Origin of the sequence: Nonomuraea sp. NPDC003709, assembly GCF_040610775.1 — a bacterium.
GTDB lineage: Bacteria > Actinomycetota > Actinomycetes > Streptosporangiales > Streptosporangiaceae > Nonomuraea > Nonomuraea angiospora_A.
Genome location: NZ_JBEXMW010000029.1, coordinates 66771 through 88296, shown reverse-complemented (window position 1 = coordinate 88296; position 21526 = coordinate 66771). Strand labels below are relative to the sequence as shown.

The following is a 21526-nucleotide window of genomic DNA, read 5'->3' as shown; positions in this document are numbered from 1 at the left end:
TGGTGTGATCAGGGGCGTAGGCCATCGAGCGTGATCGGCGAACACGGGTACGCGGCCATGGGCGGCCTCTCCTTCCGGCGGGCCGCCCAGCCGCCCTGATCCCCGCAGATCGCCCCCCGGGGGTGGAGCGTATCGTTGACAAGTGAGACCTCCCCCCGCGAGGCCGCGGTTCTTGCCGTGCCGGAAACGAGGGGTTATGGCTCATGACGCGACTCACCGGAGTCCCGCACCGACGATCGTGCGGGTCGCGGTGACCTTGACCGTAAACGGCGTCGATCATCGGCTCGACTTGGACTCCCGCGTGACCCTGCTGGACGCCTTGCGCGACGGGCTGGGGCTGACCGGCACCAAGAAGGGCTGTGACCAGGGCGCCTGCGGCGCGTGCACCGTGATGGTGGACGGCAAGCGGGTCCTGTCCTGCCTGACATTGGCCGCGCAGTGCGAGGGCCGGGCGATCACCACCGTCGAAGGCCTCGCGGCCGACGGCGTCCTGCATCCGGTGCAGGAGGCGTTCGTCCGTCACGACGCCTTCCAGTGCGGCTACTGCACCTCCGGGCAGATCATGTCGGCGGTGTGCCTGCTGGCGGAGGGGCGCGCGGGTTCGGATGCGGAGATCCGCGAGTTCATGAGCGGCAACCTGTGCCGGTGCGGCGCCTACCCCAACATCGTCAAGGCGATCCGCGAGGTCCGCGACCGGATGGGGGCGGGTGGCCGCGATGCGTGAGTTCGAGTACGTCAGGGCGGGCGAGGTGGGCCAGGCCGTGGCGACGGTGACCGCCGATCCCGACGCGTCCTATCTGGCCGGCGGCACGACTCAGATCGACCTGATGAAGGACGGCGTCCTGGAGCCGGACCGGCTGGTCGACATCACCCGGTTGCCGCTCGCCGGCGTCGCGCGCGACGGCGACGTGCTGCGGGTGGGGGCGCTGACCACGATGGAGGAGCTGGCCGCCGACCCCACGGTGACCGTGCGCCTGCCGTTCCTGCGTGAGGCGCTGCTGCTGGGTGCGTCCGTCCAACTGCGGAACATGGCGACGATCGGCGGGAACCTGTTGCAGCGCACCCGCTGCCGCTACTTCCGCGACCCCACCGTCCCCGCGTGCAACAAGCGGCACCGTGGTTCCGGGTGCGCCGCGGTGCAGGGGGCCGCCAGGATGCACGCGATCCTGGGCGCGAGCGAGCACTGCATCGCCGTGCACGCCTCGGACATGGCAGTGCCGCTCGTGGCGCTGCACGCGGTCGTGCACCTGCGCGGGACGGGCGGGGAGCGCTCGGTCCCGCTGACGGAGTTCTACCGCGTGCCGGGGGACACGCCCGACGTGGAGAATGTGCTCACCCACGGTGAGCTGATCACAGCTGTGGACATCCCGCTGCTCCCGCCGGACGCGCACTCCACGTACCTCAAGATCCGCGACCGGGTCTCGTACGAGTTCGCGCTCACCTCCGCCGCGGTGGCCCTGCGATTCGACGGCGGCGTGATCGGCGAGGCACACGTCGCCCTGGGCGGCGTCGGGACGATTCCCTGGCACGCGCCCGAGGCCGAGCAGGCCCTGCGGGGGCTGCCCCCGAGCCTGGAGGTCTTCACCGCGGCGGCCGAGGCCGCGGTCCGGGACCCGTTCACCGTGGAGGGCACCGCCTTCAAGGTCGAGCTGGCCAAGCGCACCCTGGTGCGCGCCCTGCGAACCGCCGCCGGAGGTGCGTCATGACGATCGTCGAGCAGATCGACCTGGTCGGTGAGGGAGTGGACAGGGTCGACGGTCCCTTGAAGGTCACCGGCGCCGCGCACTACCCCAACGACTTCAGCTTCCCCGACCTGGCGCACGCCGCGCTCGTGCGCAGCACCGTGGCCGCCGGGCGGATCAGCCGGCTCGACACGAGCGCCGCTCAGGCCTCGCCCGGCGTGCTGGCGGTCATCACCCACCAGAACGCGCCCTCGCTGGGGCGCGCGTCCGACACGGTGATCCTGTCGGCCCCGCCGCCGCCGTTGCAGGGGGACCGGATCCTGCACTACGGCCAGTACGTGGCCGTGGTCGTGGCGGGCACCGCCGAGGAGGCGACGGCCGCGGCCCGCCGGGTCGAGGCGGAGTACGAGGCGACCGAGCCGCGCCTCGACCTTCATGACCCCAGGGCGGAGGTGCTCACCGACCCGTTCGAGATGGACTCCAGCCGCGGCGACGTCGGGGCCGCCCTGGCCTCGGCCGAGGTGACGTTCGAGGCGACGTACACCACGGTCGACAACACCAACAACCCGCTGGGCCTCTTCACCACCGTGGCCGCCTGGGACGGCGAGGCCCTCACCGTCCACGACTCCACCCAGTGGCCCGACGCTCTGCGCACGGCGCTCGCGCAGGTGTTCGGCGTCCCGGAGAGCGGTGTGCGGGTGCTGGTCCCGTTCGTCGGCGGCGGCTTCGGGGCGGGGCTGCGCGTGTGGCCGCATGTCATGCTCGCGGCCCTGGCCGCGCGCACGGTGGGCCGGCCGGTCAAGCTTGTGCTGACCCGCCCGGAGATGTTCACCGGGGTCGGTCACCGCACGGCCACGGAGCAGCGTATCAAGATCGGCGCCACCCGCGACGGACGGCTGGCCGCGATCGACCACGAGAGCACCATGACGCTGCAGATGGAGGGGGACAACTTCGAACCGTGCGCCTCCGGCACGGCATACGCCTACGCCTGCCCCAACGTCTCCACGCGTGACCGGCAGGTCCGGCTGAACGTCACCTGGTGCAACTCGATGCGCGCCCCCGGCGAGGCACAGGGCAACTTCGCGCTGGAGTCGGCCATGGACGAGCTGGCCTACGAGCTCGGCATCGACCCGCTCGAGCTCCGGCTGCGCAACTACGCCGAGAGCCAACCGCAACTCGGCCTCCCGTGGTCGAGCAAGGCCCTGCGCGAGTGCTACGAGGTCGGTGCCGAACGGTTCGGCTGGTCGCGCCGCCTACCCGAGCCCCGCTCGATGCGCGACGGCGACTGGCTGATCGGGTACGGCCTGGCCGGCGTCTCGTTCTTCTGGTTCCAGAAGCCGTGCGAGGCGACCGCGACGCTGCGCAGGGACGGGACGGCCCTGGTGCGCAGCGCGGTAACCGACATCGGAACCGGCACCTACACCGTGATGGCCCAGCTGTCGGCCGAGCTGCTCGGGCTGGACCTGCCGCGCGTCACCTTCGAACTCGGCGACACCGACCTGCCGCCGGGGGTCGTGGAGGGCGGCTCGGGCCTGACGGCCAGCCTCGGCAGCGCGATCCACGCCGCCTGCCGCAATCTCGTGCAGGCCTTCCTGGACACCGTCCGCGACGATCCCACCTCTCCGCTGGCGGGGTGCGCCGTCGACGAGGTCAGCATCGGCCGCGGTCGCATCCACCGGACGGGATCGCCCGAGCGCGGCGAGGCATACACCGACATCCTCGTCGCGCATGGGCTGACGGAGCTCAGCGCCCACGGCGCCAGCACCCCGGCCGACTCGCGGGAGCTGGGCCTGGCGCCCGCGGGACCCTTCGGCGCGAAGTTCGTGGAGGTGCGGGTCGACCCGGATCTCGGACTGCTGCGGGTGGCCAGGGTCGTCTCGGTGATCGACGCAGGCCGCATCCTGAACGAGAAGACAGCCACCAGCCAGATCATCGGCGGCACGGTCGGCGGCATCGGCATGGCCATGTTCGAGGAGACGGTCACCGATCCGGGATCCGGGCGCATCGCCAACGCCACCTTCGGCGACTATCTGATCCCCGTCAACGCCGACATCCCCGACATGCAGGTGAGCTTCGTCGGCCGGCCCGACAGGTTCAACCCCGTCGGAGTCAAAGGCGTCGGCGAGATCGGCCTCGTCGGTATGGGTGCCGCCATCGCCAACGCGGTCCACCACGCCACCGGTAGGCGCATCCGCTCGCTGCCCATCACGATCGACAAGCTCTTCTGACAGGACGCCCTGACACTGAGCCCCTGCCGACCGGCGGCGCGCCGGCATGGTGTCCCGCTCGGAAACACGGCGCCGGACTCGGCATGGCGGCGGCCGTACGGTGGGTCGCGCGAACGAGAGCCCCGCTCGGTCGCGCCGCCCACGCGGTGCCTTGTCCAAAGGGTCCATACGCCGCTCCAGGTCGGACGGGGGGTGGCTGGGTGATGTCGTGCGCGCTTCTGTCGGGCAGCGGGGCTATCGACTGGTCCATACTACGTTGAATGTAGTATTGTTCCCGTCGGCGAAACCCATGGGGCGCCTGAGACGACGACAGACTCGGAAGGACGAAGGATGCAGATGCGCACGAAACTTGCTGCCCTGGTAAGCGCGGCCACGGTCGCTGCCTCTCTGATGGCGGGGGCCACGCCGGCCAGCGCGGCCGGTCCTTGCGGCAGTGGGTACACCAGGGTCGGCGTCTACGCCATCCCGGCGACCGGTACGCGGGTGGGCACTCTGGAGGTCCACTACAACTCCAGCTCGCGCAAGAACTGTGCCCTCACCTACGGCTACGGCTCCACGGCGGGTACCACCACCAGGAAGTCGGTGAAGATCATGGTTTCTGGTGGTGGCTGGTGGAACGACGTCGACGAGGGGAATTATGCGGAGTACGCCGGGCCGGTGTACGTCTCGGCGGCCGACAAATGCATCGATGTTGAGGCGGGCGTCAAGGGTGAATCCCGCCTCTTGTCTGGTGTGCACTGCGGCTGATGATGCCCTGGGCGGGACCGCTGACGATCGCAAGCGGTCCCGCCCGCATGTCTTATGTGTCCGGCGTACTCCCGGTCGCCAGGTCCAGGTGAATGGCGTCGGCTCGCCTGATGCCGCCGTAGCCTCATCGAGCGCGTCACCAGCACCCTCAACGAGATGAGGGCGCCCGTACCCAAGCGAGGCTGTGCCCAAGCCCGTCCGGCTTCGCGCCGAATCGGACGGACGCTCCCCAGCGACGGCGCGCCTCGTGGACGACGCCGCGGCGTTCGTACTCCAGCACCATTTCGACGTTCATCGACATCTGCGTGCCGTACGCGCGTTGAGTCAGCCACAGCGCCAGTTCCAGACCGCTGGTGACACCGGCCGAGGTGACCAGATCTCCGTCATCGACCACTCGCGCGAACTCCTTGCGGGCGATCGAGTGGGGGTTGCCGGCCTCGAAGATGGTGGCGCGGTGCATCTCCTTCATCGACGTCATCGCGGCTCGTGCGGCGGACATAGCGGCGCGGGCCAGGACGTCCTCCCAGGCAGCGCGGCAGACGATCAACCGCTCGGCGCCGGGGACGGTGACCACGACCGCGCCGCAGTCCAGGCGGCGCAGATGCCCGGTCCGGACGGTGGCCACCTCTCCAGCGGCCAGTCCGCAACCGTAAGCGAGCGCCATCAACGCCAGCGCGTCGCCTCCGGCCTGGCCGGGCAGGCGTTCTGCCCAACCGCGAAGACGGCCGAGCTGATCCGGCGGGGCTACCCGGCGAGCGGAGGGCCTTCTATGGACGCCGGTAGCCGGGGTGGACTCCGGGCGTGAGGCCCTGCTGGGCGGCCACGGCCTTGAGCATTGTGGCAAGCCTGGCGCGCTCGGACGGGTCCAACGCGGCCAGGAGATCGTCCTCGTGTGTGGCCCCAAGATCGCGTACGGCGCTCATCATCCGCGTGCCCTCCTCGGTCAGGTAGAGCGCGTAGTTGCGCCGGTCGGCGGGGTTGCGACGGCGCTCGACCAGGCCCTTGTCCTGCAGTCCGTCCAGCAGTGTGACGACCCGGCTGGGCACCACTCCCAGTTCCTCGGCCAGGGACTGCTGGCTGCGGCCGGGGGACATGAGGATCATGCGCAGGACGCCGACGTCCGAGGGTGCCACACCCAGGTCGGCGACGCGCTCGGCGAAGCGCCGGGCCGCATGCGCTCCCACCTGTGCCAGGAGGAACGCCGCGCCTGACGGAACGCTGTGGTCGGTGGGGTCCGTGGCCTGCATACGGAGACAATATCGGGATGGTATATAGTTCTCTAGCGTGAATGGTTCACCTGAGAGAACTATTGTGGAGCGCTTGCTGCGCTTTCAGCATCCCGAGAAGGTCCTGGGCTACCTGGGCCCGTTGTCCGCAGATCGCCTCGGTCCGCTGTTCGGGCTCTCCTCCGACGAGTACGAGCAGATCCGGGGACAGTACGCCGAGCAGGCCCGCCAGATCGCCGCCGATCTGCTGGCCGACCAGGAGGTCGCCGAAGCGGTGGACCGGCTGCCTTTCGCACCGGGTGCGCACGTCGCGGCCGTCGGCGAGAGCACCACCGCCGACCTGCTGTCCTGGTTCGAGATCCTGCGCCACCTGCTGGGCCTACGCCGCCCCCACGACCGGATCACCCTGGTCAACCTGGCCGTCACCGGCCAGACCACCACCCAGGCCCTGGCCGGTCTGCCCGCCCTGACCGCGCAGCCGCCCGACTGGGTGCTGTGCATGCTGGGCGGCAACGACGCCACCCGCTTCGGCGGCTCGGACACCACGCGGGTCAGCCTCGGCGAGACCGAACGCAACCTGCGCCTGCTGCGCGGGGCCTGCGCCGCCGGCTGGGCCTGGATCGCCCCGACCCCTGTGGACGAGGCGCGGATCGCCGCGTACCAGCCTTTCCAGCGGGCGGGCCTGCGCTGGGCCAACGACGACGTGGCCGCTATCGCCTCCATCCTGGCGGACATGCCGGAACCGACCGTCGCTCTCACCACTCCCGCCCACGAGGACGACGGCCTGCACCTGTCGGCCGCCGGTCAGCGGGCGTTGGCCGAGGTCGTGGTCAAAGCCCTGGCAGAGGAGACGTCGTGAGGCTGCTGCTGTTCGGCGCGACACCGGGCACCTCCGGCGCTCACGTGCTCAGCCAGGCTGTGGAGGCCGGGCACGACGTCACCGTGGTCGCCCGCACTCCGGAGGCCGTGCCCCACCGGGACGTCGTCCGGGGGGACGTCCTGCACCCGGAAACCTGGCGGGCCGAGGTCGCCGGGCATGACGCCGTACTGTCCTGCCTGGGCACCCGCGATCGCCGCCACCCGGCCACCGTCTACTCCCAAGGCGCCGCCCACATCATCGACGCCATGAGCGAACACGGTGTCCGCCGCCTGGTGTGCCTGTCGTCGGCGGGCCTGGAGATCCCGCCCGGCACTTCCCTGCCGCAGCGCCTGGTCATCAAGTACGTCATCCAGCGCCTCTACCGACACCCATACGCGGACATGGCCCGCATGGAGGCCCTGGTTCACCAGAGTGACTTGGACTGGACGATCGTCCGGCCGCCGATGCTCACCGACGGCCCGCTCACCGGGACCTACCGTCATTCCGTCGACGGCCACCTGTCCGGAGCCCGCAGCGTGTCCCGCGCCGACCTGGCCCACTACCTGCTCCACCACCTCGACGACCCATCGTGTCTGCGTCGCACGGTGGAGATCTCTTCCTAAGTTTGATCTTTAACGTGCGGGAGGAAGTACTCTGCGCGATCGTCCAAGGAACCGACATGGAGGCAGTGATGTACAACGCGATCGTCGCGCGAAGGGTGCGGACCGCTTGGAGTCATCTCAACGACCGCGACATCGAGTTCGTCCTGAGGATGTTCGCGCCGACGTTCACACACCGCTTCGTCGGCCAGAACGCCATGGGCGGAGTACGCGACAACATCGATTCCCAACGTCGGTGGTTCGAGCGGCTGTTTCGGCTGCTCACCGATATTCGGTTCACCGTTGATGATGTGCTTGTCAAGGGGTGGCCCTGGCGTACTCGGGTCGTGGCGCTCCTGCGGACCAGCGGTACGGTCGCCGGCCACCCCTTCAACAACGAGTTCGCCCAGACGATCGAGCTGCGCTGGGGCCAGATCACACGTGTCAACGTGGTCGAGGACACCGAGAAGATGGCGACGATACTCGGCCATCTCATCGAGTGCGGCGTCGAAGAGGCCAGCGCTCCCCAGATCACAGACCGTCCGGACCCACGGGATCTGGGGAGCTACTTGCCGAACCCTCGCTGAGCCCCGTCGCTCGGGAGAAGACCGCCAGATAGGCGTGCGCTCTGGTGGTCTTGGGCTGTCTACGCTCTGTGATCAGGCGGGAGTTCTGTCAGGCTGTGCGTGCGACGGTTACAGATTCAAGGTTCCGCTGAACGCACGTGCTTTCTTCCAGGGGAATGAATCGTCGTGCGCGAGGTGCGCAGGTGATCAGGAAGCGGCAGGTTTGAAGGTGCTGTCGGCTCGGAAGGCGGAGGTGTCCTGGTCCTTGTCGAGCCACAGCTGGTGGTGGCGGTGGCGGATGAACCGGCCGGGATAGTTGAGCGACTCCAGCCGCACCCTCCCCGCGCCCGAGGCCGGCCGGGCGAGGAAGGTCGCGTCCTGCTCGAACAGCTCGGTCCCGTTGTCGGCGTCGAACCGCAGCCGGTAATCCTTGTGCCGCAGGTAGCGGCCGTCCCCGTCCATGAACGAGTAGCCCTTGGCGTCGGCCAGGCCGGGCACGATCCGCAGCGGCGCCGGCTCCCCGAGCACGCCGAGAGCACCTGAGACGGCGACCCCTTCCTTCGGGAAGTTGATCGACTGGAGGGTGCGTGTCACCCCGGTCGGCAGCGCGCCGCCGCCGCCACCGCCGGAGGCGGCGGCGCGGGTGAACAGCAGGGTCCCGAAGCCGAGCTGGTCGAACCCGCCGCTGTTCGGCCCGTAGTCGCCGCCACCGCCCTCGGCCCGCACTCGCTCGGCGTACGCCTTGGTGTACGGCAACGCCAGCCCGCGTCGGTTGGCGTAGTGGTTGTAGAGCAGCTCCCACACGGGACGGTCCTGGCCGCGCGCCGCGCTCGAGATGACCGTCTGCTCCCGGGGGGCGCAGTTCTGGCCGTGGCCCCACTTGTACGTGGTGAACGGCACGTCCTGGCCCAGGTTGTACTTGGCGACGTACTCGGCCGCCTTCATGATCCGGTTGTCGGCGTAGCCGTACAGGTCGACACCCTGGTTCCAGGCCATTTCCGCGATGGTGCCGATCAGACCGATGCCCATCACGGTGTGCGCCTGGTCGCGCCCGCTCTCCTGCCACTGGGCGAGACCGCCCGGGTGGAGGAACGGGATGGCGTTCATGATGGACCCGTTGCCCTTGCCGTTCTTGAAGTAGTCGGCGGCTCGCTCGAACTTGGCCTGGTCGTCGCAGAACAGCCCGATCGCCATGACCGAGGCCATGTTGCACAGGTCCCAGTTGGCCCAGTAGTTGGTGATGCAGGCACCGTTGTGTTCACGCAGGAAGCGGTCGTTCACCGGGTAGAAGACGTTCAGCAGCATCTTCTGGAACCGCTCGACGTCGAAGCCTGGGTAGCCGCGTAGGAGCTCGGCGGCGTTGGCGAACTGGTAGCCGTAGATGCCCGCCGCCAGGAACCGGTCGGCGTTGCCGTTGATCGCCTTCAACATGCCCGACCAGGCGTTCAGGATGTCCCGGGCGGCGTCGCCGTGCGCCTTCTCGCCGGAGATCTTCCAGCGCAGCGCGTTCTGGTAGGCGGCGTGCACGTCGTTGTAGAACTGCGAGTAATTCTGCCCGGTCCCACCGCGCACCACCGTCTCCAGCGGGCGCGCCTTCCACGTGCTTTTGGAGTGCCCGTTGGCGACGAGCTTGTCCCACCCGCTCTTGTACGGCTGCGCTCCCGCCTGCACCGCGGCCGCGATCCGGTCGAAGTCCGCCTGGGTGTGCAGCAGCCCCGGGTGCTTGAACGCCGCCGCCGCCGACGACGCCCGCGCCACGGAGGGCAGCGCCGGCAGCACCGCGATCCCGGCCGCGGCCTTCAGCAGGCTCCGTCGGCTGGTGTGGAGAACCATGTGAGTCCTTTCGCGAGGCGATCTCTCGTCCCGAGGAGACTGGCTGGGGGCGACCCCATAACACTTTTCCGGATGTCCGTTCCATCCGGGGGCGCAGAATATCGCCGTTCGCCTGGTTTCTCCTGGTACTCACTGGTTTACATAGGTTGTGCCATTTCACCTTGCTGAGCTGATCGCCGAGTACGAGGTCCCCGGAGCGAGTTGGCCCGGCTGGGGTTCCCGATCGCGGCCTCCAGGGTGTGGGAGATCCTGGGCGCGGCCGGTATCGATCCGGCGGCAGTTCCCGACCGCTCAGGCCCGTGCGATCATCGTGTGTGACTTCCTGGTGGTCGAGACGCTGCTGCTCAAACGGCTGTATGTGCTGGTCTTCATCGAGCACGGTACCCGGCGACTGCACGCTTTTCGGGCGCCGTGAACTCCTGGACGGATTCTGATCCTCAATGAACGCCGCCTGGCCCTCGTGCTCCAGGAGTATCTGATCCACTACAACGGGCACCGGCCGCACCAGTCCCGGCACCAACGGCCCCCGGACACCGCAACGCAGGCCGCCCGCGACGTGACCGACCTCAACGACCTGCGATCCATCCGCCGAAAACCCGTCGTCGCGGGCATGATCAGCGAATACCGCCACGCTGCGTAACCGCAGCTCAGGACACGTAACTCGATATTCGAGCGGCACACCATGTGATGGCTGCTGGTGTGGGTGCTGGATCTCTATGAGTTCCTGCGGGTGATCTGAGCGCCTTGGCGTGGGGTGTCAGGCGGGGACGAGCAGGGTGGTCAGGAGGTCGTCCAGGGCGATGAGGCCCTCGACGTGGCCCGCCTCGGTCCGGATCAGGGCTATCTGGCTGTGCGCCTCACGTAGCCCGGCCACCGCCTTGGCGACCGAGACGCCGGGCGGTAGCACCGGAAGGCGGTAGGCGAGCTGCTTGGCCGTCGATGCAGCGTTGCGCCTGTGGGCCAGGTATGCGTCGCGTACGTGGACCACGCCTACCGGGTCGGTGATCGGGCCGACGATCAGGCGGGAGAGCTTGGTGCGCACGGCCACGTCGATCACCTGCTGGGGGGTCGCTGTGGCGGGCACGGTGACGACCTTCTCCACCGGGATGATCAGCGGGGCGATGTCGGTGCTCGGGGCGCGCAGGGCCTGGCTGAGCACGGCGTGGTCGTCGGCCTCGATGAGCCCGAGCCGACGAGACTCCTCCACCAGGTGCTGGAGCTGTGCGGGGGTGCGCGGATTGGCGCCCTCCTCACGCGGGTGGACTTTGAACAGTCGTAGCAGGCCGTTGGTGATGGCGTTCAGCGCGCTGATCAGCGGGCGGACCAGCAGGGTGAAGCCGCGGAACGGCAGCGCCAGGATGGTGGCCGAGCGTTCGGGATGGGCGATGGCCCAGGACTTGGGCGCCATCTCGCCGAGCACCATGTGGAGGAAGGTCACGAGGGCCAGCGCGATGACGAAGGCGACCGTGTGGGCGGCAGCTTCGGGCAGGCCGACGGCGTTGAACAGCGGGGTGAGCGTACCGGCGATGAGCGGCTCGGAGACCACACCGAGGCCGAGCGAGCACAGCGTGATGCCGAGCTGGGCGCCCGCGAGCATCAGCGACAGCTCCTTGATGCCCGCCAGGGCGGCTGCCGCGGCCTTGCTGCCCTGGGCGGCAGCCTTCTCCAGGCGGTGGCGCTTGGCGGCGACCAGGGCGAACTCGGCGGCGACGAAGAAGCCGTTGCCCAGCAGCAGGAGCAGGGTCAGCACCAGGCCGGTGGACAGGCTCACGACTGCTCCTCTTCGCGGTAGGGGGTCAGGCGGACGCGTTCGGGGACGTGCCGGTTGAGGGTCAGGACCTCGACGCGGGCGTGGGTGGGCGCGTCGGGGTCGAGGGTGGCGGGCAGTTCGACGGTGATGACGTCGCCGGGCGCGGCGAAGCGGCCGAGCCGGTGCAGGATGAGCCCGGCGAGGGTGTCGTACTCGTCCTCGTCGGGCAGTTGCAGGTCGGTGGCGAGGGCGATCTCGTCGATGCGCAGGTCGGCGTCCAGCTCCCATCCGCCGTCGCGGCGTACCGCTGTGGGGGTGGCGCGGTCGTTCTCGTCGGCGATCTCGCCGACGAGCTCCTCGGCCACGTCCTCCCAGGTGAGCAGCCCGGCCAGGCCGCCGTGCTCGTCGACGACGCACGCCACCTCCTCGCCGCGCTCGTGCAGCTGCTGGACGAGGTCGGGAAGCGAAAGGGAGAAGGGGACGATGAGCACGTCGTGGGCGAGGTCGGCGAGGCGGGTCTCGTGGGCCTTGTCGGCCGGGACGGCGGCCACGTCGTGCAGGCTGACCAGGCCGATCACGTCGTCGAGGGTGGTGCCGAGCACGGGGTAGTGGGTGTGGCCGTGTGCGGCGATGAGCTGGTCCAGGTCGGTGACGGTGGCGGTGCCGCTGATGGCGATCACCTCGACGCGGGGGACCATGACCTCTTCTGCGGTGTGGTCGGAGAAGGCCAGTGCCCGCTCCAGCACGTCGGCGTGGCTGCCGGGCAGGTGGCCGTGGGCTTCGGACTCGCCGATGATGTGGCCGAGCTCCTCCAGGGTGGCGCCATGGTGGAGCTCCTCGACCGGCTCGATGCCGACCGCGCGCAGCAGCTTGTTGGCCGCGGCGTCGAACAGCTTGATGATCGGGCCCGCGACGGTCAGGTAGACCAGGGTGGAGGCGGCCAGGGCGCGGGCGAGCGGCTCGGGCCTGGCCAGGGCGAGGTTCTTGGGGGCGAGCTCGCCCAGCACCATCTGGATGACGGTGGCCAGCGCGAAGCCGATCGCCAGTGCCACTGCTCCGACCATGCCCGATGGCATGCCGAGCGCGGTCAGCCCTGGCGCGATCAGTTCGGCCAGCGCCGGGCGGGCGATGAAACCGACAACCAGTGCGGTGACGGTGATGCCGAGCTGCGCCCCGGACAGCATGAACGACAGCCGCTCCATCACCTTGACGGCCTTGGCCGCCTTCTTGTCGCCCGATGCGGCCTGCGCGGACAGGGCGAGGCGGTCGGCGCTGACGTAGGCGAACTCCTGAGCGACGAAGTAGCCGGTGGCCGCGGTGAGCAGGAAAATGGCCAGCAGGCCCAGAGCTACACTCACCGGGTCGATCCCCCTTCGGGTGTGCAGCGAGACTTGCCCGGGCTCGCTGTCATCGTTCCTTCCCATCGTGCCGTGCCCCGGTCGGCACCGGATGGCGCGGGGGGCCCGCACCCGTGCGCGCTGCCATGGACGCTAGCCGATGCGTACCTACCGTAGCCAACCGGGACGTACCGGTTGGCTGTCGGAAATCGAGCCCAATGGCCCGCACCACGATGCTCGAACCTGGCGATCATCGGCCGGGGGCTGGAGTTCGTCTGCGATCATCATCGGCTGCGAGACGGGCACGTACCTGATCGACCGGATCGCGTTGGCGGTCTTCACGGTCGAGATCGTCGCGATCGGCCTGCTGGTGCTGATGATCTACCTCCGGCGTCGCCGCGTAGCTGTTCGGGAAGCTCGTGCGTGAACTCCGGCCGTGCGATCACGGCCGGATCGTGCGCGTTGGGCGTCATGGCGCTGGTCCTGGGGAGCAGACGGGTGTCGTGGTTCGCCGCCACTCAACCATCTCAAGCGCGCCTTCGGACCGCGCCGCACCCGATTTTGCCACCACGCAGGCGCCCGAACCGGCGCAGGGCCCGGAATCTTCGCCTACAGCCTCCAGCGGATGACGGTCATCAGCGGGCGAGCGCCGGGGACCTGAGGCCAGGTGCGGCACCTCCACACCCGCGCTTCACTGACATCCACGGCTATTTGATCAAGGGTCACCGCCTTTTTCAGGGCAAGTAGCTAGGTTCCCTTCTTCGCGGGCACGCACGATGAGTTCAGCGTGTCCAGCCGGCCGGATTGCTGGGTGAGCGGACGTGGCGGGCGCGTGGCGGTCGCCGTACTCACAGGGGAAGGAGAGGCGGCCTCGGCGCGGACGACCTTGTCCGAGCCGCGGGAGCGCGCGATGGCAGCCCGCACCGACTTACGGATGCGCACATAATCCGGGTAGGCCGGGTTGTAGGCGGGCGGAACGAAGTTCAGCTTGGACACCCGGGCGGTCTTGACCTGCTGAGCCAGCGGGACCAGGTCCTGCAGCAGGTCACGCGGGATGTCGGTGCGGAAGGTCTGCTTGGCCGCCCTGGCCAGGGCGTTGAACTTCAGCAGCACGTTGCTCGGGTTGAGTTGGGTGAGCATGGCGCTCATCACGCACTGCTGGCGGCGCATCCTGGTGTGGTTGTCGGCGCCCGCGCAGGTGCTGCCCGGATGGTCGCGGGCCCGGCCGTACCAGAGAGCCTGGGTGCCGTCGAGGGTGCGGGTGCCGGCCTTGACCACGCCGCCGTCGGAGCGGCCCACGCCGTAGCAGATGTCCTGCTCGACATGGATGGTGACGCCGCCGAGGGCGTCGATCAGGCGCGCCACGCCCCACATGTTGACGAGCATGTAGTAATCGACCTTGAGGCCGAGGATCTGGCCGAGCGCGCCCTTGACCGCCTCCGGGGCGCGGCTGGGGGAGTGGCCGGCGACCTCGGGGTGCGTGTCGGCGTAGGCCCAGATGCCGTTGATCAGGTCGGCGGAGCCGCGACCCTGGCCCGGCGGCAGCCAGAAGTTCTTCGGCGGCGGGAACCGCTTGGCCAGCGCGGAACCCGGCGGGAACGGCACGTTCTCCATCTCTCGCGGCAACGCGAAGACCACCGAGTCGCCCGTGCGGACATTGATGCTGACCACGTTGATGCTGTCGGTACGGATGCTCACCCCCTTGCGTGAGCCCGCGCCGTCGCCGCCCAGCAGCGCGATGTTGAGCCGATCGCGCCCCTGCCATGGATCCTTGTGATCGATCGGCCGGGTCGGCGAGGACTTGAAGACCTCGCCGAGCGCGTCGTCAGAGGTGTGGGCGGTCGTGGCGATCAGTCCGAAGGGCAGCGCCACGGCCACCGCCAGCACGCCTGCGACGGCGCCCGTGCCGAGTTGACCCCGGCTGCCCAGCCTGCCGGGGCGCAGCACTACATAGGAGCTGATCACGACCCCGGCCCAGGCCAGCCCGCCCACCACGCACAAGCCTATGACCACGCCCAGCCAGGTCGGATCGAGCAACAGACCAGCCAGTGCCTGGGCGTTGACCAGCGCCACCACGGCACCGATCAGCAGCACACCGAAGATGCCCACCATGATCAGACCGGTACGCTTGCGCCCGGCGCGCAAGTGCGCGGCACCCGGCACAACGATTGACGCGAGCGTCCAGCCGATCACGGATGGGGCAGTCCATCTGCGCATCCGCCCTCCCCTAAGCAACATTTGCCACATTGCGCCAGGAATTTAGCAAATCGGGGCGGGGCGGACCCCGACATAGATCGAAGTGGCTTCTTGCCTGGCGATGTGGAGGAGGGCTCGCAGGGGAAATACGCCGTGCTCCGGCCCGGAACAACGGGACGGAGCCGAACATCCGAGTAGCCGCCCTGCTCGTCCCTGCGGAGACAGTGGGAGCTTGTCGTGTGCACGCGCTGCTGCGGCTCGATCACTGGTTACAGACGTTGCCCGACCCTTCCGCGCTGGCCACCGATCTGAGCCAGATTGCACGCCTGGCGGCGGCCTTCCGCCTCTGGGACAGCGTCCCGGAGAATCGCCGACATGATGGGCGCGGCCCGCGAACTGACCGCGTGGCCCCAATCAAGATCAACAATGGCCTGTTCGCCATCGCCGAGTTCATGACCTTCCTGCTCGACAACCGCGAGGAAGCCCAGCGCGTTCTCGGCTCCGCACCGTGGGATCACCTCGATCCGGCACACCCAGCGACCTGGGCCCCACCTCATCCGGTCCTGAACGAGGGCAACTACATCGACGATCACGCCTTGGCCCACATCACTGCGTACCTGCCGGTGCTGGGCGCCGCCGACGAGACGGTGAGGGTGACCATCAGCGGACAGCAGTACGAGCTGGCCGGGCAAGGCAGCTGAGGGAGAGCAGGTCGCGCGCTTCCACTACGCGCAGAGCAAGATCGGGCGGGCGCCCGACACGATCCTCGTCGGCGACGCCGAGGTTGTCGCCCTCATCGAGGAGCAGCAGGACTGGGTCCGTCGGCACCTCCGTGCCGAAACCCGTTACCTCTTCCCTCGGCGCAAGGCCAACGCGGGCGGCACCAAAGCCTTCCCCCGGGCTTCCTACAACCAAGCCCTTGCCGCTTTCAGTGACCTCGCCCAGATCACCGACAGCACCGGACGGCGAGTGCATCTCAGCCACACGCACCGCTTCCGGCACACCCGGCTGACCCGCCTGGCCGAACTCGGTCTACCCATCCACGTCCTGCAACGCTATGCCGGCCACGCCAGCCCCACCATGTCGATGCACCACCTCGCTCACCGGCACGAACATGCCGAACAAGCCTTCGTGGCCACCCGCAAGTTCAAGGCCGATGGCACGCTGATCGCCTTCACCCGCGAAGACCACGATGGCCTGCACCTGTTCAACCGAGCCGACCGCTTCCTGCCCAACGGCTTTTGCCTCCTGCCGCCGCTGCAGCAGTGCGACAAGGGCAACGCCTGCCTCACCTGCGGCGTCTTCGTCGCCGACGGCAGCCATATCGACTCCCTGCAGAGGCAGCTGGCCGAAACCAACGAGCTCATCGAACGTACAACGGCCGCGTTCGAGGTCCGCCACGGCGTGCCGATGCCGGCCGACAACGTCTGGCTTGGCCAGCGCTCGGCCGAACGCGACGCCCTGGTCAAGCTCCTGGCCGCGATGGCACCGCAGGAGCGCGCCATGACCGCGACACCATCCGCGGCCGCCGAGCAGCGGCGGCAACGCCGCATCGACGCGCTCGGCGCGGCGGCCCGGCGCAAGTCCGAGACCAAGGTGAAGGCCGCCGAGGAGGCCATCAAACGGCTTGTCAGGGACGGCGCCGCAGTGACATTTCAGGCCGTGCAGCGGGAAGCCGGGGTGTCGCATTCCTTTCTGTACGGCCGTCCCGTCCTGCGTCGGCGGATCGAGCAGCTGCGCGTGCGGCAGGCTCCGGCAGGCCCAAACGCTCTGGATCGCACAGCGTCCGAGAAGGCGGACAGTGACCAGGTTGTGCCGTTCTGACGGCGGAGATCGCGCGGCTGAAGCGTGCTCACCGGGGGCAGATCGCCGCGCTGCGCGAGGCTCTGGAATGCGCCCATGGCGAGAACCTGGAGCTGCGTCGGCAGCTTGTGTACCGGAGCGCAGGCAGCAGCTGAAGTGGTTTGTGCATCCTTCTGTCTAGCTCCATGCCGGACTAAATGAAGGTTCTGTCTGGTATGGCCTCTAAGGTCTGTTTAGTTGAAGCGTTGAGTAGGGTGGTTACGGACGCCCGCGTTCGCGTCTTCGTACGACTCTTGAACCAGGTAGGAAAATAAGCTCAGCGGTAGGCGCCAGGCCGGCGCGACCGGCTCGATCCGGCTTCGGCCGTCCGACCTGACGCCGCGGCGCCGCCCGGCGGACCGGTCTATTTCACGATCAGCACCGACTCGGCGCGGGGAACGAGCTCGCCGATGATCGGGTGGCCCGGGATCTCTCCGGCGACGAGCAGCCCGCCCGAGGTCTGCGCATCGGCCAGTAGCAGGCGTTCGTCTTCTGGAACGTCACCGAAGTCGCAGTGGGGCGCCACCCAGTCCAGGTTCCTGCGGGAGCCGCCGCTGACGTATCCGTCACGGACGGCCTCACGGGCGCCCGCGACGTACGGTATCGCGCCGCTGTTGATGACGGCGGTGACCCCGCTCGCGCGGGCGAGCTTGTACAGGTGGCCCAGCAGGCCGAAGCCGGTGACGTCGGTGGCGCAGCGCGCCCCCGACGCCACGGCCGCGCGGGCGGCGTCACGGTTGAGCGTCGTCATCACGGCGACCGCCTCGGCGAACACCTCACCGGTGGCCTTGTGCCGGGTGTTCAGCACTCCGACGCCGAGCGGCTTCGTGAGGGTGAGCGGGACACCCGGCGCGCCGGCGTCCACGCGCAGCAGGCGGTCGGGGTGGGCGCGGCCGGTGACGGCGAGGCCGTACTTGGGGTGCGGGTCGTCGATGCTGTGACCGCCCGCGAGATGGCAGTCGGCGGCCTGGGTGACGGCGAAGCCGCCGCGCAGCACCTCGCGAGCCAGTTCGAGGGGCAGGACCCCGCGAGGCCAGCCGAGCAGGTTGAGCGCCATGACCGGCTCGCCGCCGACGGCGTACACGTCGGACAGCGCGTTGGTGGCGGCGATCCGGCCGAAGTCGTAGGCGTCGTCGACGACAGGAGGGAAGAAGTCGGTTGTCGCCACCATGGCGTACGGGTCACCCGGCACCTGGACCACGGCCGCGTCGTCCCCGTGGTCGATGCCCACGAGTAAGTCCCCCGCCGGGGATCCGCCGGAGCCGGTGCGGGCGAACCCGGCCACCAGCGTCTCCAGCTCGTTGGGGGGTATCTTGCAGCTACAACCACCGCCGGTGCCGTACTGCGTCAGTCTGAACTCTGTCATGAAACTATGATCACCTCTGGAGGCGTTTAGGTGCCTGGTGGCCCTCCTGGTCTTCAAAACCAGTGGCGTTGAGGATCTCAGCGCGGCGGGTTCGATTCCCGTCCGCCTCCGCTCATCGAGCAGCGGGGGAAGCCGTCAGTGGATCTACGCAGTCGCGTGCCGCGAACCGACAGCATGCTGTCCGACCCGCGGCTGGTCGCCGCCCAGGAGGCACTCGGTCGCGACCTGGTCAAGGCCGCTGTGCGGACGGCGCAGCAGCGTGTTCGCGAGAGCGTCCTCAAGCCGGACGAGGCGGTTGACGCGGTGCTGACGCTGCTGCCGGCGACGGCCAGTGGCATCGGCTCCGTCATCAACGCCACCGGCGTGATCGTGCACACCAACCTGGGCCGGGCGCCGTTGTCCCGTGCCGCGGTGGCGGCGATCGGGGCCGCCGCCGACTACGCGGACGTGGAGTTCGACCTGGCCGAGGGCGGGCGGGCGCGACGGGGCCGTACGGCGCTGGCGGCGCTGGCGGCGGCGGTCCCGGAGGCGGCGGCGGTCCATGTGGTCAACAACAACGCGGCGGCGCTCGTGCTGACCGCGACCGCCCTGGCCCAGGGCAAGGAGATCGTCATCAGCCGCGGCGAGCTGGTGGAGATCGGCGACGGCTTCCGCATCCCCGAGCTCCTCCAGTCGACCGGCGCCAGGTTACGCGAGGTCGGCGCCACCAACCGGACGTCCCTGCGGGACTATCTGGACGCCTGCGGTCCGGAGACCGGCTTCATCCTCAAGGTGCACCCGTCCAACTTCCGCATCGAGGGCTTCACCTCGGAGGTGTCCGTCGCGGAGCTGGCCACGGCAGGCCCGCCGGTGGTCGCCGACATCGGCTCGGGGCTCCTGCGAGCAGAGCCGCTGCTGCCCGGCGAGCCGGACGCCGCCGGCACCCTGCGCGCGGGAGCCGCGCTGGTCACCGCCAGCGGCGACAAGCTGCTGGGCGGCCCGCAGGCGGGTCTGCTGCTGGGCGACGCGGCACTGGTGGACCGGCTGCGCCGCCACCCCCTCGCCCGGGCGCTGCGGGTGGACAAGCTCACCCTCGCCGCGCTGGAGGCCACGCTGCGCGGCCCGCGCCCGCCGGTGCAGGTCGCGCTGCACGTACCCGCCGAAGAGCTCGCCGAGCGCGCGCGGCGGCTGGCCGCGCGCCTGGGCGACCGCGCGGAAGCGGTCGAGACCGTCGCCAGGGTCGGCGGTGGTGGCGCTCCGGGAGTGGAACTGCCCAGCGCGGGCATCGCCGTGGACGGGAAACTCGCCGTGCGGCTGCGCACCGGCCACCCCCCTGTGGTGGGCCGGGTCACCGGCGGGCGGCTGATCCTCGACCTGCGCACGGTCGACCCCGGCCAGGACGAGATCATCGCCGCGGCCGTGGAGCGCGCGTGCATGTGATCGCCACCGCCGGCCACATCGACCATGGGAAGTCGACGCTGGTCAGGGCGCTGACAGGGATGGAGCCCGACCGCTGGGCGGAGGAACGGCGCCGCGGCATGACGATCGACCTCGGGTTCGCCTGGAGGACGCTGCCCGGGGGTGAGCGGATCGCGTTCGTCGATGTACCGGGGCATGAGCGGTTCGTCACCAACATGCTGGCCGGGGTGGGGCCGGTCCCGGCGGTGATGTTCGTCGTCGCCGCCGACGGCGGCTGGCAGGCTCAGTCCGCCGAGCACCTGGCCGCGCTCGACGCCCTGGGCGTGCGGCACGGCCTCGTCGTCGTCACCCGCTGCGACCTGGCCGACCCCACGCCCGCGGTACGGCAGGCACGGGAGCACCTCGACGGCACCGGGCTGGCGGGGGCCGAGATCGTGACAGTGAGCGGGCTGACCGGCGCGGGCCTTCCCGAACTGGAGAGAGCCCTGGCCGAGCTCGTCGCCGGGCTTCCCGGCCCGGACATCGAGGGAGCGGTCCGGCTGTGGATCGACCGGGTGTTCACCATCAAGGGCGCGGGGACCGTCGTCACCGGGACGCTCGCTCAGGGGACTCTCCGCACCGGCGACGAACTGGACGTCGACGGCCACCGGGTCAGAGTCCGCGGGCTGCAGACGCTCAACCAGGAAACGGACGTGGTCCACGCGACCGCGCGGGTCGCCGTGAACCTCCGCGGCGTCGACCGTGCGGACCTGTCCCGCGGCATGGCGCTGGTAACGCCTGACGCCTGGCTGCGGACTCAGGTCGCCGACGTCCGGCTGGCGCCGGACGCGGGCCGGCGCGGTGCGGCCACCCTGCATGTCGGATCGGCGGCCGTGCCCGTCCACGTCCGGGCGCTGGGGGCCGGCACGGCCCGGCTCACGTTCGACCGGGCCCTGCCGCTCAGGACGGGCGATCGCGCCTTGCTCCGCGAACCGGGACTGCGCGAGATCATCGCCGGCGTGCACGTGCTGGACGTGCGCCCGGCTCCGCTGCGGCGCCGGGGGGCCGCCGCCGCGCGGGCCGCCGAGCTCGGCGAGGCCGGCCTGCCCGACTTCGTCGCCCTGTTGCGCTGGCATGGCGTGCTGTCGGGGGCCGAGCTGGCCGCGATGGGCTGCCCGCCGATCGGCGAGCCCGTGACCGGTGACTGGTTCGCCGACCCCGAGCACTGGTCGGCCCTGCGGCGCCGCCTCGCCGACCACGTCGCGCGCCGGCCCCCGCTCGATCCGGGGATCACGCTGGAGGCCGCCGCGCAGGTGCTCGGACTGCCGGACCGCAAGCTCGCGGAAGCGCTGGTCGCGCCGCCGCTGGCGCTCCGGTCGGGCCGCGTGGTGTCGGCCGGCGGCACCTTGCCCGCGCCCGTCGTCAAGGCGGTGACCGAACTGACCGCCCACCTCGGCGAGCATCCGTTCGACGCCCCGACACCCGAGCGGCTCGCCGAGCTCGGCCTCACCGGCAAGGCGCTGGCGGCGGCGATCCGCTTCGGCACGCTGACCTCGGTCGGGAAGAACGTCGTGCTCCTGCCCGATGCGCTGGACCGGGCCGCCGACACGCTGGCGCGGCTCGCCTCGCCGTTCACCGTCAGGGATGCGCGGCTCGTCCTGGCGACCAGCCGCCGCGTCGCCCTCGCCCTCCTCGAACACCTCGACGCGCGAGGCGTCACCCGGCGCATCAGCGACGACCTGCGGATCTTTCAGGCCCGTCACGGCTCGGCGAAGCCTCCGGCACGTACGGACGACGGCCCGCGCTGAGGGCGCCGGGAACGGGGCTTTCGGTCGGCTGTCAGACTTTTTGGACACCATATTGACAGCCATGATCAAGGCGGCTCACACTGAATTCGCGCGCCGGGCGGCGTACCCAA

Annotated in this window: 20 protein-coding genes and 1 tRNA gene; 14 read left to right on the top strand and 7 right to left on the bottom strand. The window is 69.9% G+C overall.

Annotated features, from left to right (window positions below):
- The first annotated feature begins 196 nt into the window (after positions 1–196).
- The 4 genes from ABZX61_RS54830 to ABZX61_RS54815 all read left to right on the top strand — a co-directional run bounded on the left by ABZX61_RS54830 (position 197) and on the right by ABZX61_RS54815 (position 4657).
- Positions 197–724 (top strand): (2Fe-2S)-binding protein, encoded by a 528-nt coding sequence (locus ABZX61_RS54830; protein WP_355208355.1) that lies wholly within the window; start codon positions 197–199, stop codon positions 722–724.
- Positions 717–1706, top strand: a complete 990-nt coding sequence (locus tag ABZX61_RS54825; protein ID WP_355208352.1) for a xanthine dehydrogenase family protein subunit M — start codon at positions 717–719, stop codon at positions 1704–1706. Before ABZX61_RS54830 ends, ABZX61_RS54825 begins: the two co-directional genes overlap by 8 nt.
- The gene (locus ABZX61_RS54820; RefSeq protein ID WP_355208350.1) at positions 1703–3910 is read left to right on the top strand and encodes a xanthine dehydrogenase family protein molybdopterin-binding subunit; all 2208 of its coding nucleotides are present in this window, start codon (positions 1703–1705) and stop codon (positions 3908–3910) included. Before ABZX61_RS54825 ends, ABZX61_RS54820 begins: the two co-directional genes overlap by 4 nt.
- Positions 3911–4240: 330 nt before the next feature.
- The gene (locus ABZX61_RS54815) at positions 4241–4657 is read left to right on the top strand and encodes a spore-associated protein A (protein WP_355208348.1); all 417 of its coding nucleotides are present in this window, start codon (positions 4241–4243) and stop codon (positions 4655–4657) included.
- Positions 4658–4805: 148 nt separating this feature from the next.
- Here the strand turns inward: ABZX61_RS54815 and ABZX61_RS54810 are convergent, their stop codons facing one another.
- Both ABZX61_RS54810 and ABZX61_RS54805 read right to left on the bottom strand, forming a co-directional pair.
- Positions 4806–5321 carry a hypothetical protein gene (locus ABZX61_RS54810; protein WP_355208345.1) on the bottom strand — a complete coding sequence of 172 codons (516 nt, stop codon included), beginning with the start codon at positions 5319–5321 and terminating at the stop codon, positions 4806–4808.
- 103 nt (positions 5322–5424) lie between these two features.
- A complete protein-coding gene (locus ABZX61_RS54805; RefSeq protein ID WP_355208342.1) occupies positions 5425–5904 on the bottom strand; it encodes a MarR family transcriptional regulator in 480 nt (159 codons plus the stop codon).
- A 73-nt stretch (positions 5905–5977) separates the two neighbouring features.
- On the opposite strand from ABZX61_RS54805, the gene ABZX61_RS54800 reads away from it, so the two are divergent.
- From ABZX61_RS54800 to ABZX61_RS54790, 3 genes are read left to right on the top strand one after another with little or no spacing between them, the layout of a single operon-like run.
- Positions 5978–6742 (top strand): SGNH/GDSL hydrolase family protein, encoded by a 765-nt coding sequence (locus tag ABZX61_RS54800; RefSeq protein WP_355208339.1) that lies wholly within the window; start codon positions 5978–5980, stop codon positions 6740–6742.
- On the top strand, positions 6739–7365 hold the full coding sequence (locus ABZX61_RS54795; RefSeq protein WP_355208336.1) for an SDR family oxidoreductase: 627 nt from the start codon (positions 6739–6741) through the stop codon (positions 7363–7365). Before ABZX61_RS54800 ends, ABZX61_RS54795 begins: the two co-directional genes overlap by 4 nt.
- 56 nt (positions 7366–7421) lie before the next feature.
- Positions 7422–7928: a nuclear transport factor 2 family protein gene (locus ABZX61_RS54790; protein ID WP_355208334.1), complete on the top strand. Its 507-nt coding sequence runs from the start codon at positions 7422–7424 to the stop codon at positions 7926–7928.
- A gap of 186 nt (positions 7929–8114) precedes the next feature.
- On the opposite strand, the gene ABZX61_RS54785 is transcribed toward ABZX61_RS54790, so the two are convergent.
- A complete protein-coding gene (locus tag ABZX61_RS54785) occupies positions 8115–9740 on the bottom strand; it encodes an AbfB domain-containing protein (protein ID WP_355208331.1) in 1626 nt (541 codons plus the stop codon).
- 460 nt (positions 9741–10200) lie between these two features.
- Between ABZX61_RS54785 and ABZX61_RS54780 the strand changes: the two genes are divergently transcribed.
- Entirely contained in the window at positions 10201–10380 is a 180-nt protein-coding gene (locus tag ABZX61_RS54780) for a hypothetical protein (RefSeq protein ID WP_355208328.1), read from the top strand.
- A 117-nt stretch (positions 10381–10497) separates the two neighbouring features.
- Here the strand turns inward: ABZX61_RS54780 and ABZX61_RS54775 are convergent, their stop codons facing one another.
- Together ABZX61_RS54775 and ABZX61_RS54770 are read right to left on the bottom strand one after the other, a co-directional pair.
- Positions 10498–11511 carry a hemolysin family protein gene (locus ABZX61_RS54775; RefSeq protein WP_355208325.1) on the bottom strand — a complete coding sequence of 338 codons (1014 nt, stop codon included), beginning with the start codon at positions 11509–11511 and terminating at the stop codon, positions 10498–10500.
- Positions 11508–12848 (bottom strand): hemolysin family protein, encoded by a 1341-nt coding sequence (locus tag ABZX61_RS54770; RefSeq protein WP_355208322.1) that lies wholly within the window; start codon positions 12846–12848, stop codon positions 11508–11510. Before ABZX61_RS54770 ends, ABZX61_RS54775 begins: the two co-directional genes overlap by 4 nt.
- Positions 12849–12987: 139 nt before the next feature.
- On the opposite strand from ABZX61_RS54770, the gene ABZX61_RS54765 reads away from it, so the two are divergent.
- A complete protein-coding gene (locus ABZX61_RS54765; RefSeq protein ID WP_355208319.1) occupies positions 12988–13254 on the top strand; it encodes a hypothetical protein in 267 nt (88 codons plus the stop codon).
- Between the two features lie 320 nt (positions 13255–13574).
- On the opposite strand, the gene ABZX61_RS54760 is transcribed toward ABZX61_RS54765, so the two are convergent.
- Positions 13575–14939 (bottom strand): LCP family protein, encoded by a 1365-nt coding sequence (locus ABZX61_RS54760; protein WP_355208316.1) that lies wholly within the window; start codon positions 14937–14939, stop codon positions 13575–13577.
- Between the two features lie 323 nt (positions 14940–15262).
- On the opposite strand from ABZX61_RS54760, the gene ABZX61_RS54755 reads away from it, so the two are divergent.
- A complete protein-coding gene (locus ABZX61_RS54755; protein ID WP_355208313.1) occupies positions 15263–15724 on the top strand; it encodes a hypothetical protein in 462 nt (153 codons plus the stop codon).
- A 40-nt stretch (positions 15725–15764) separates the two neighbouring features.
- Entirely contained in the window at positions 15765–16847 is a 1083-nt protein-coding gene (locus ABZX61_RS54750) for a DUF6262 family protein (protein WP_355208457.1), read from the top strand.
- Between the two features lie 382 nt (positions 16848–17229).
- Here ABZX61_RS54750 and selD read toward each other — a convergent pair whose 3' ends face one another.
- Positions 17230–18231: a selenide, water dikinase SelD gene (gene selD / locus ABZX61_RS54745; protein WP_355208311.1), complete on the bottom strand. Its 1002-nt coding sequence runs from the start codon at positions 18229–18231 to the stop codon at positions 17230–17232.
- A gap of 18 nt (positions 18232–18249) precedes the next feature.
- On the opposite strand from selD, the gene ABZX61_RS54740 reads away from it, so the two are divergent.
- From ABZX61_RS54740 to selB, 3 genes are all read left to right on the top strand, one after another.
- Positions 18250–18343, top strand: a tRNA-Sec gene (locus tag ABZX61_RS54740).
- 44 nt (positions 18344–18387) lie between these two features.
- Positions 18388–19650, top strand: coding sequence for an L-seryl-tRNA(Sec) selenium transferase (gene selA / locus ABZX61_RS54735; RefSeq protein ID WP_350738626.1), 1263 nt, complete (start codon positions 18388–18390; stop codon positions 19648–19650).
- Positions 19641–21416, top strand: a complete 1776-nt coding sequence (gene selB / locus ABZX61_RS54730; RefSeq protein ID WP_355208308.1) for a selenocysteine-specific translation elongation factor — start codon at positions 19641–19643, stop codon at positions 21414–21416. Before selA ends, selB begins: the two co-directional genes overlap by 10 nt.
- Positions 21417–21526 lie beyond the last annotated feature (110 nt).

Excerpts from the sequence above, each read along its gene's own strand:
- ABZX61_RS54830 (WP_355208355.1), top strand. The coding sequence starts at position 197 with ATGGCTCATGACGCGACTCACCGGAGTCCCGCACCGACGATCGTGCGG.
- ABZX61_RS54825 (WP_355208352.1), top strand. The coding sequence starts at position 717 with ATGCGTGAGTTCGAGTACGTCAGGGCGGGCGAGGTGGGCCAGGCCGTG.
- ABZX61_RS54820 (WP_355208350.1), top strand. The coding sequence starts at position 1,703 with ATGACGATCGTCGAGCAGATCGACCTGGTCGGTGAGGGAGTGGACAGG.
- ABZX61_RS54815 (WP_355208348.1), top strand. The coding sequence starts at position 4,241 with ATGCAGATGCGCACGAAACTTGCTGCCCTGGTAAGCGCGGCCACGGTC.
- ABZX61_RS54810 (WP_355208345.1), bottom strand. The coding sequence starts at position 5,321 with ATGGCGCTCGCTTACGGTTGCGGACTGGCCGCTGGAGAGGTGGCCACC.
- ABZX61_RS54805 (WP_355208342.1), bottom strand. The coding sequence starts at position 5,904 with ATGCAGGCCACGGACCCCACCGACCACAGCGTTCCGTCAGGCGCGGCG.
- ABZX61_RS54790 (WP_355208334.1), top strand. The coding sequence starts at position 7,422 with ATGGAGGCAGTGATGTACAACGCGATCGTCGCGCGAAGGGTGCGGACC.
- ABZX61_RS54785 (WP_355208331.1), bottom strand. The coding sequence starts at position 9,740 with ATGGTTCTCCACACCAGCCGACGGAGCCTGCTGAAGGCCGCGGCCGGG.
- ABZX61_RS54765 (WP_355208319.1), top strand. The coding sequence starts at position 12,988 with ATGCGTACCTACCGTAGCCAACCGGGACGTACCGGTTGGCTGTCGGAA.
- ABZX61_RS54760 (WP_355208316.1), bottom strand. The coding sequence starts at position 14,939 with ATGGTGGGCATCTTCGGTGTGCTGCTGATCGGTGCCGTGGTGGCGCTG.
- selD (WP_355208311.1), bottom strand. The coding sequence starts at position 18,231 with ATGACAGAGTTCAGACTGACGCAGTACGGCACCGGCGGTGGTTGTAGC.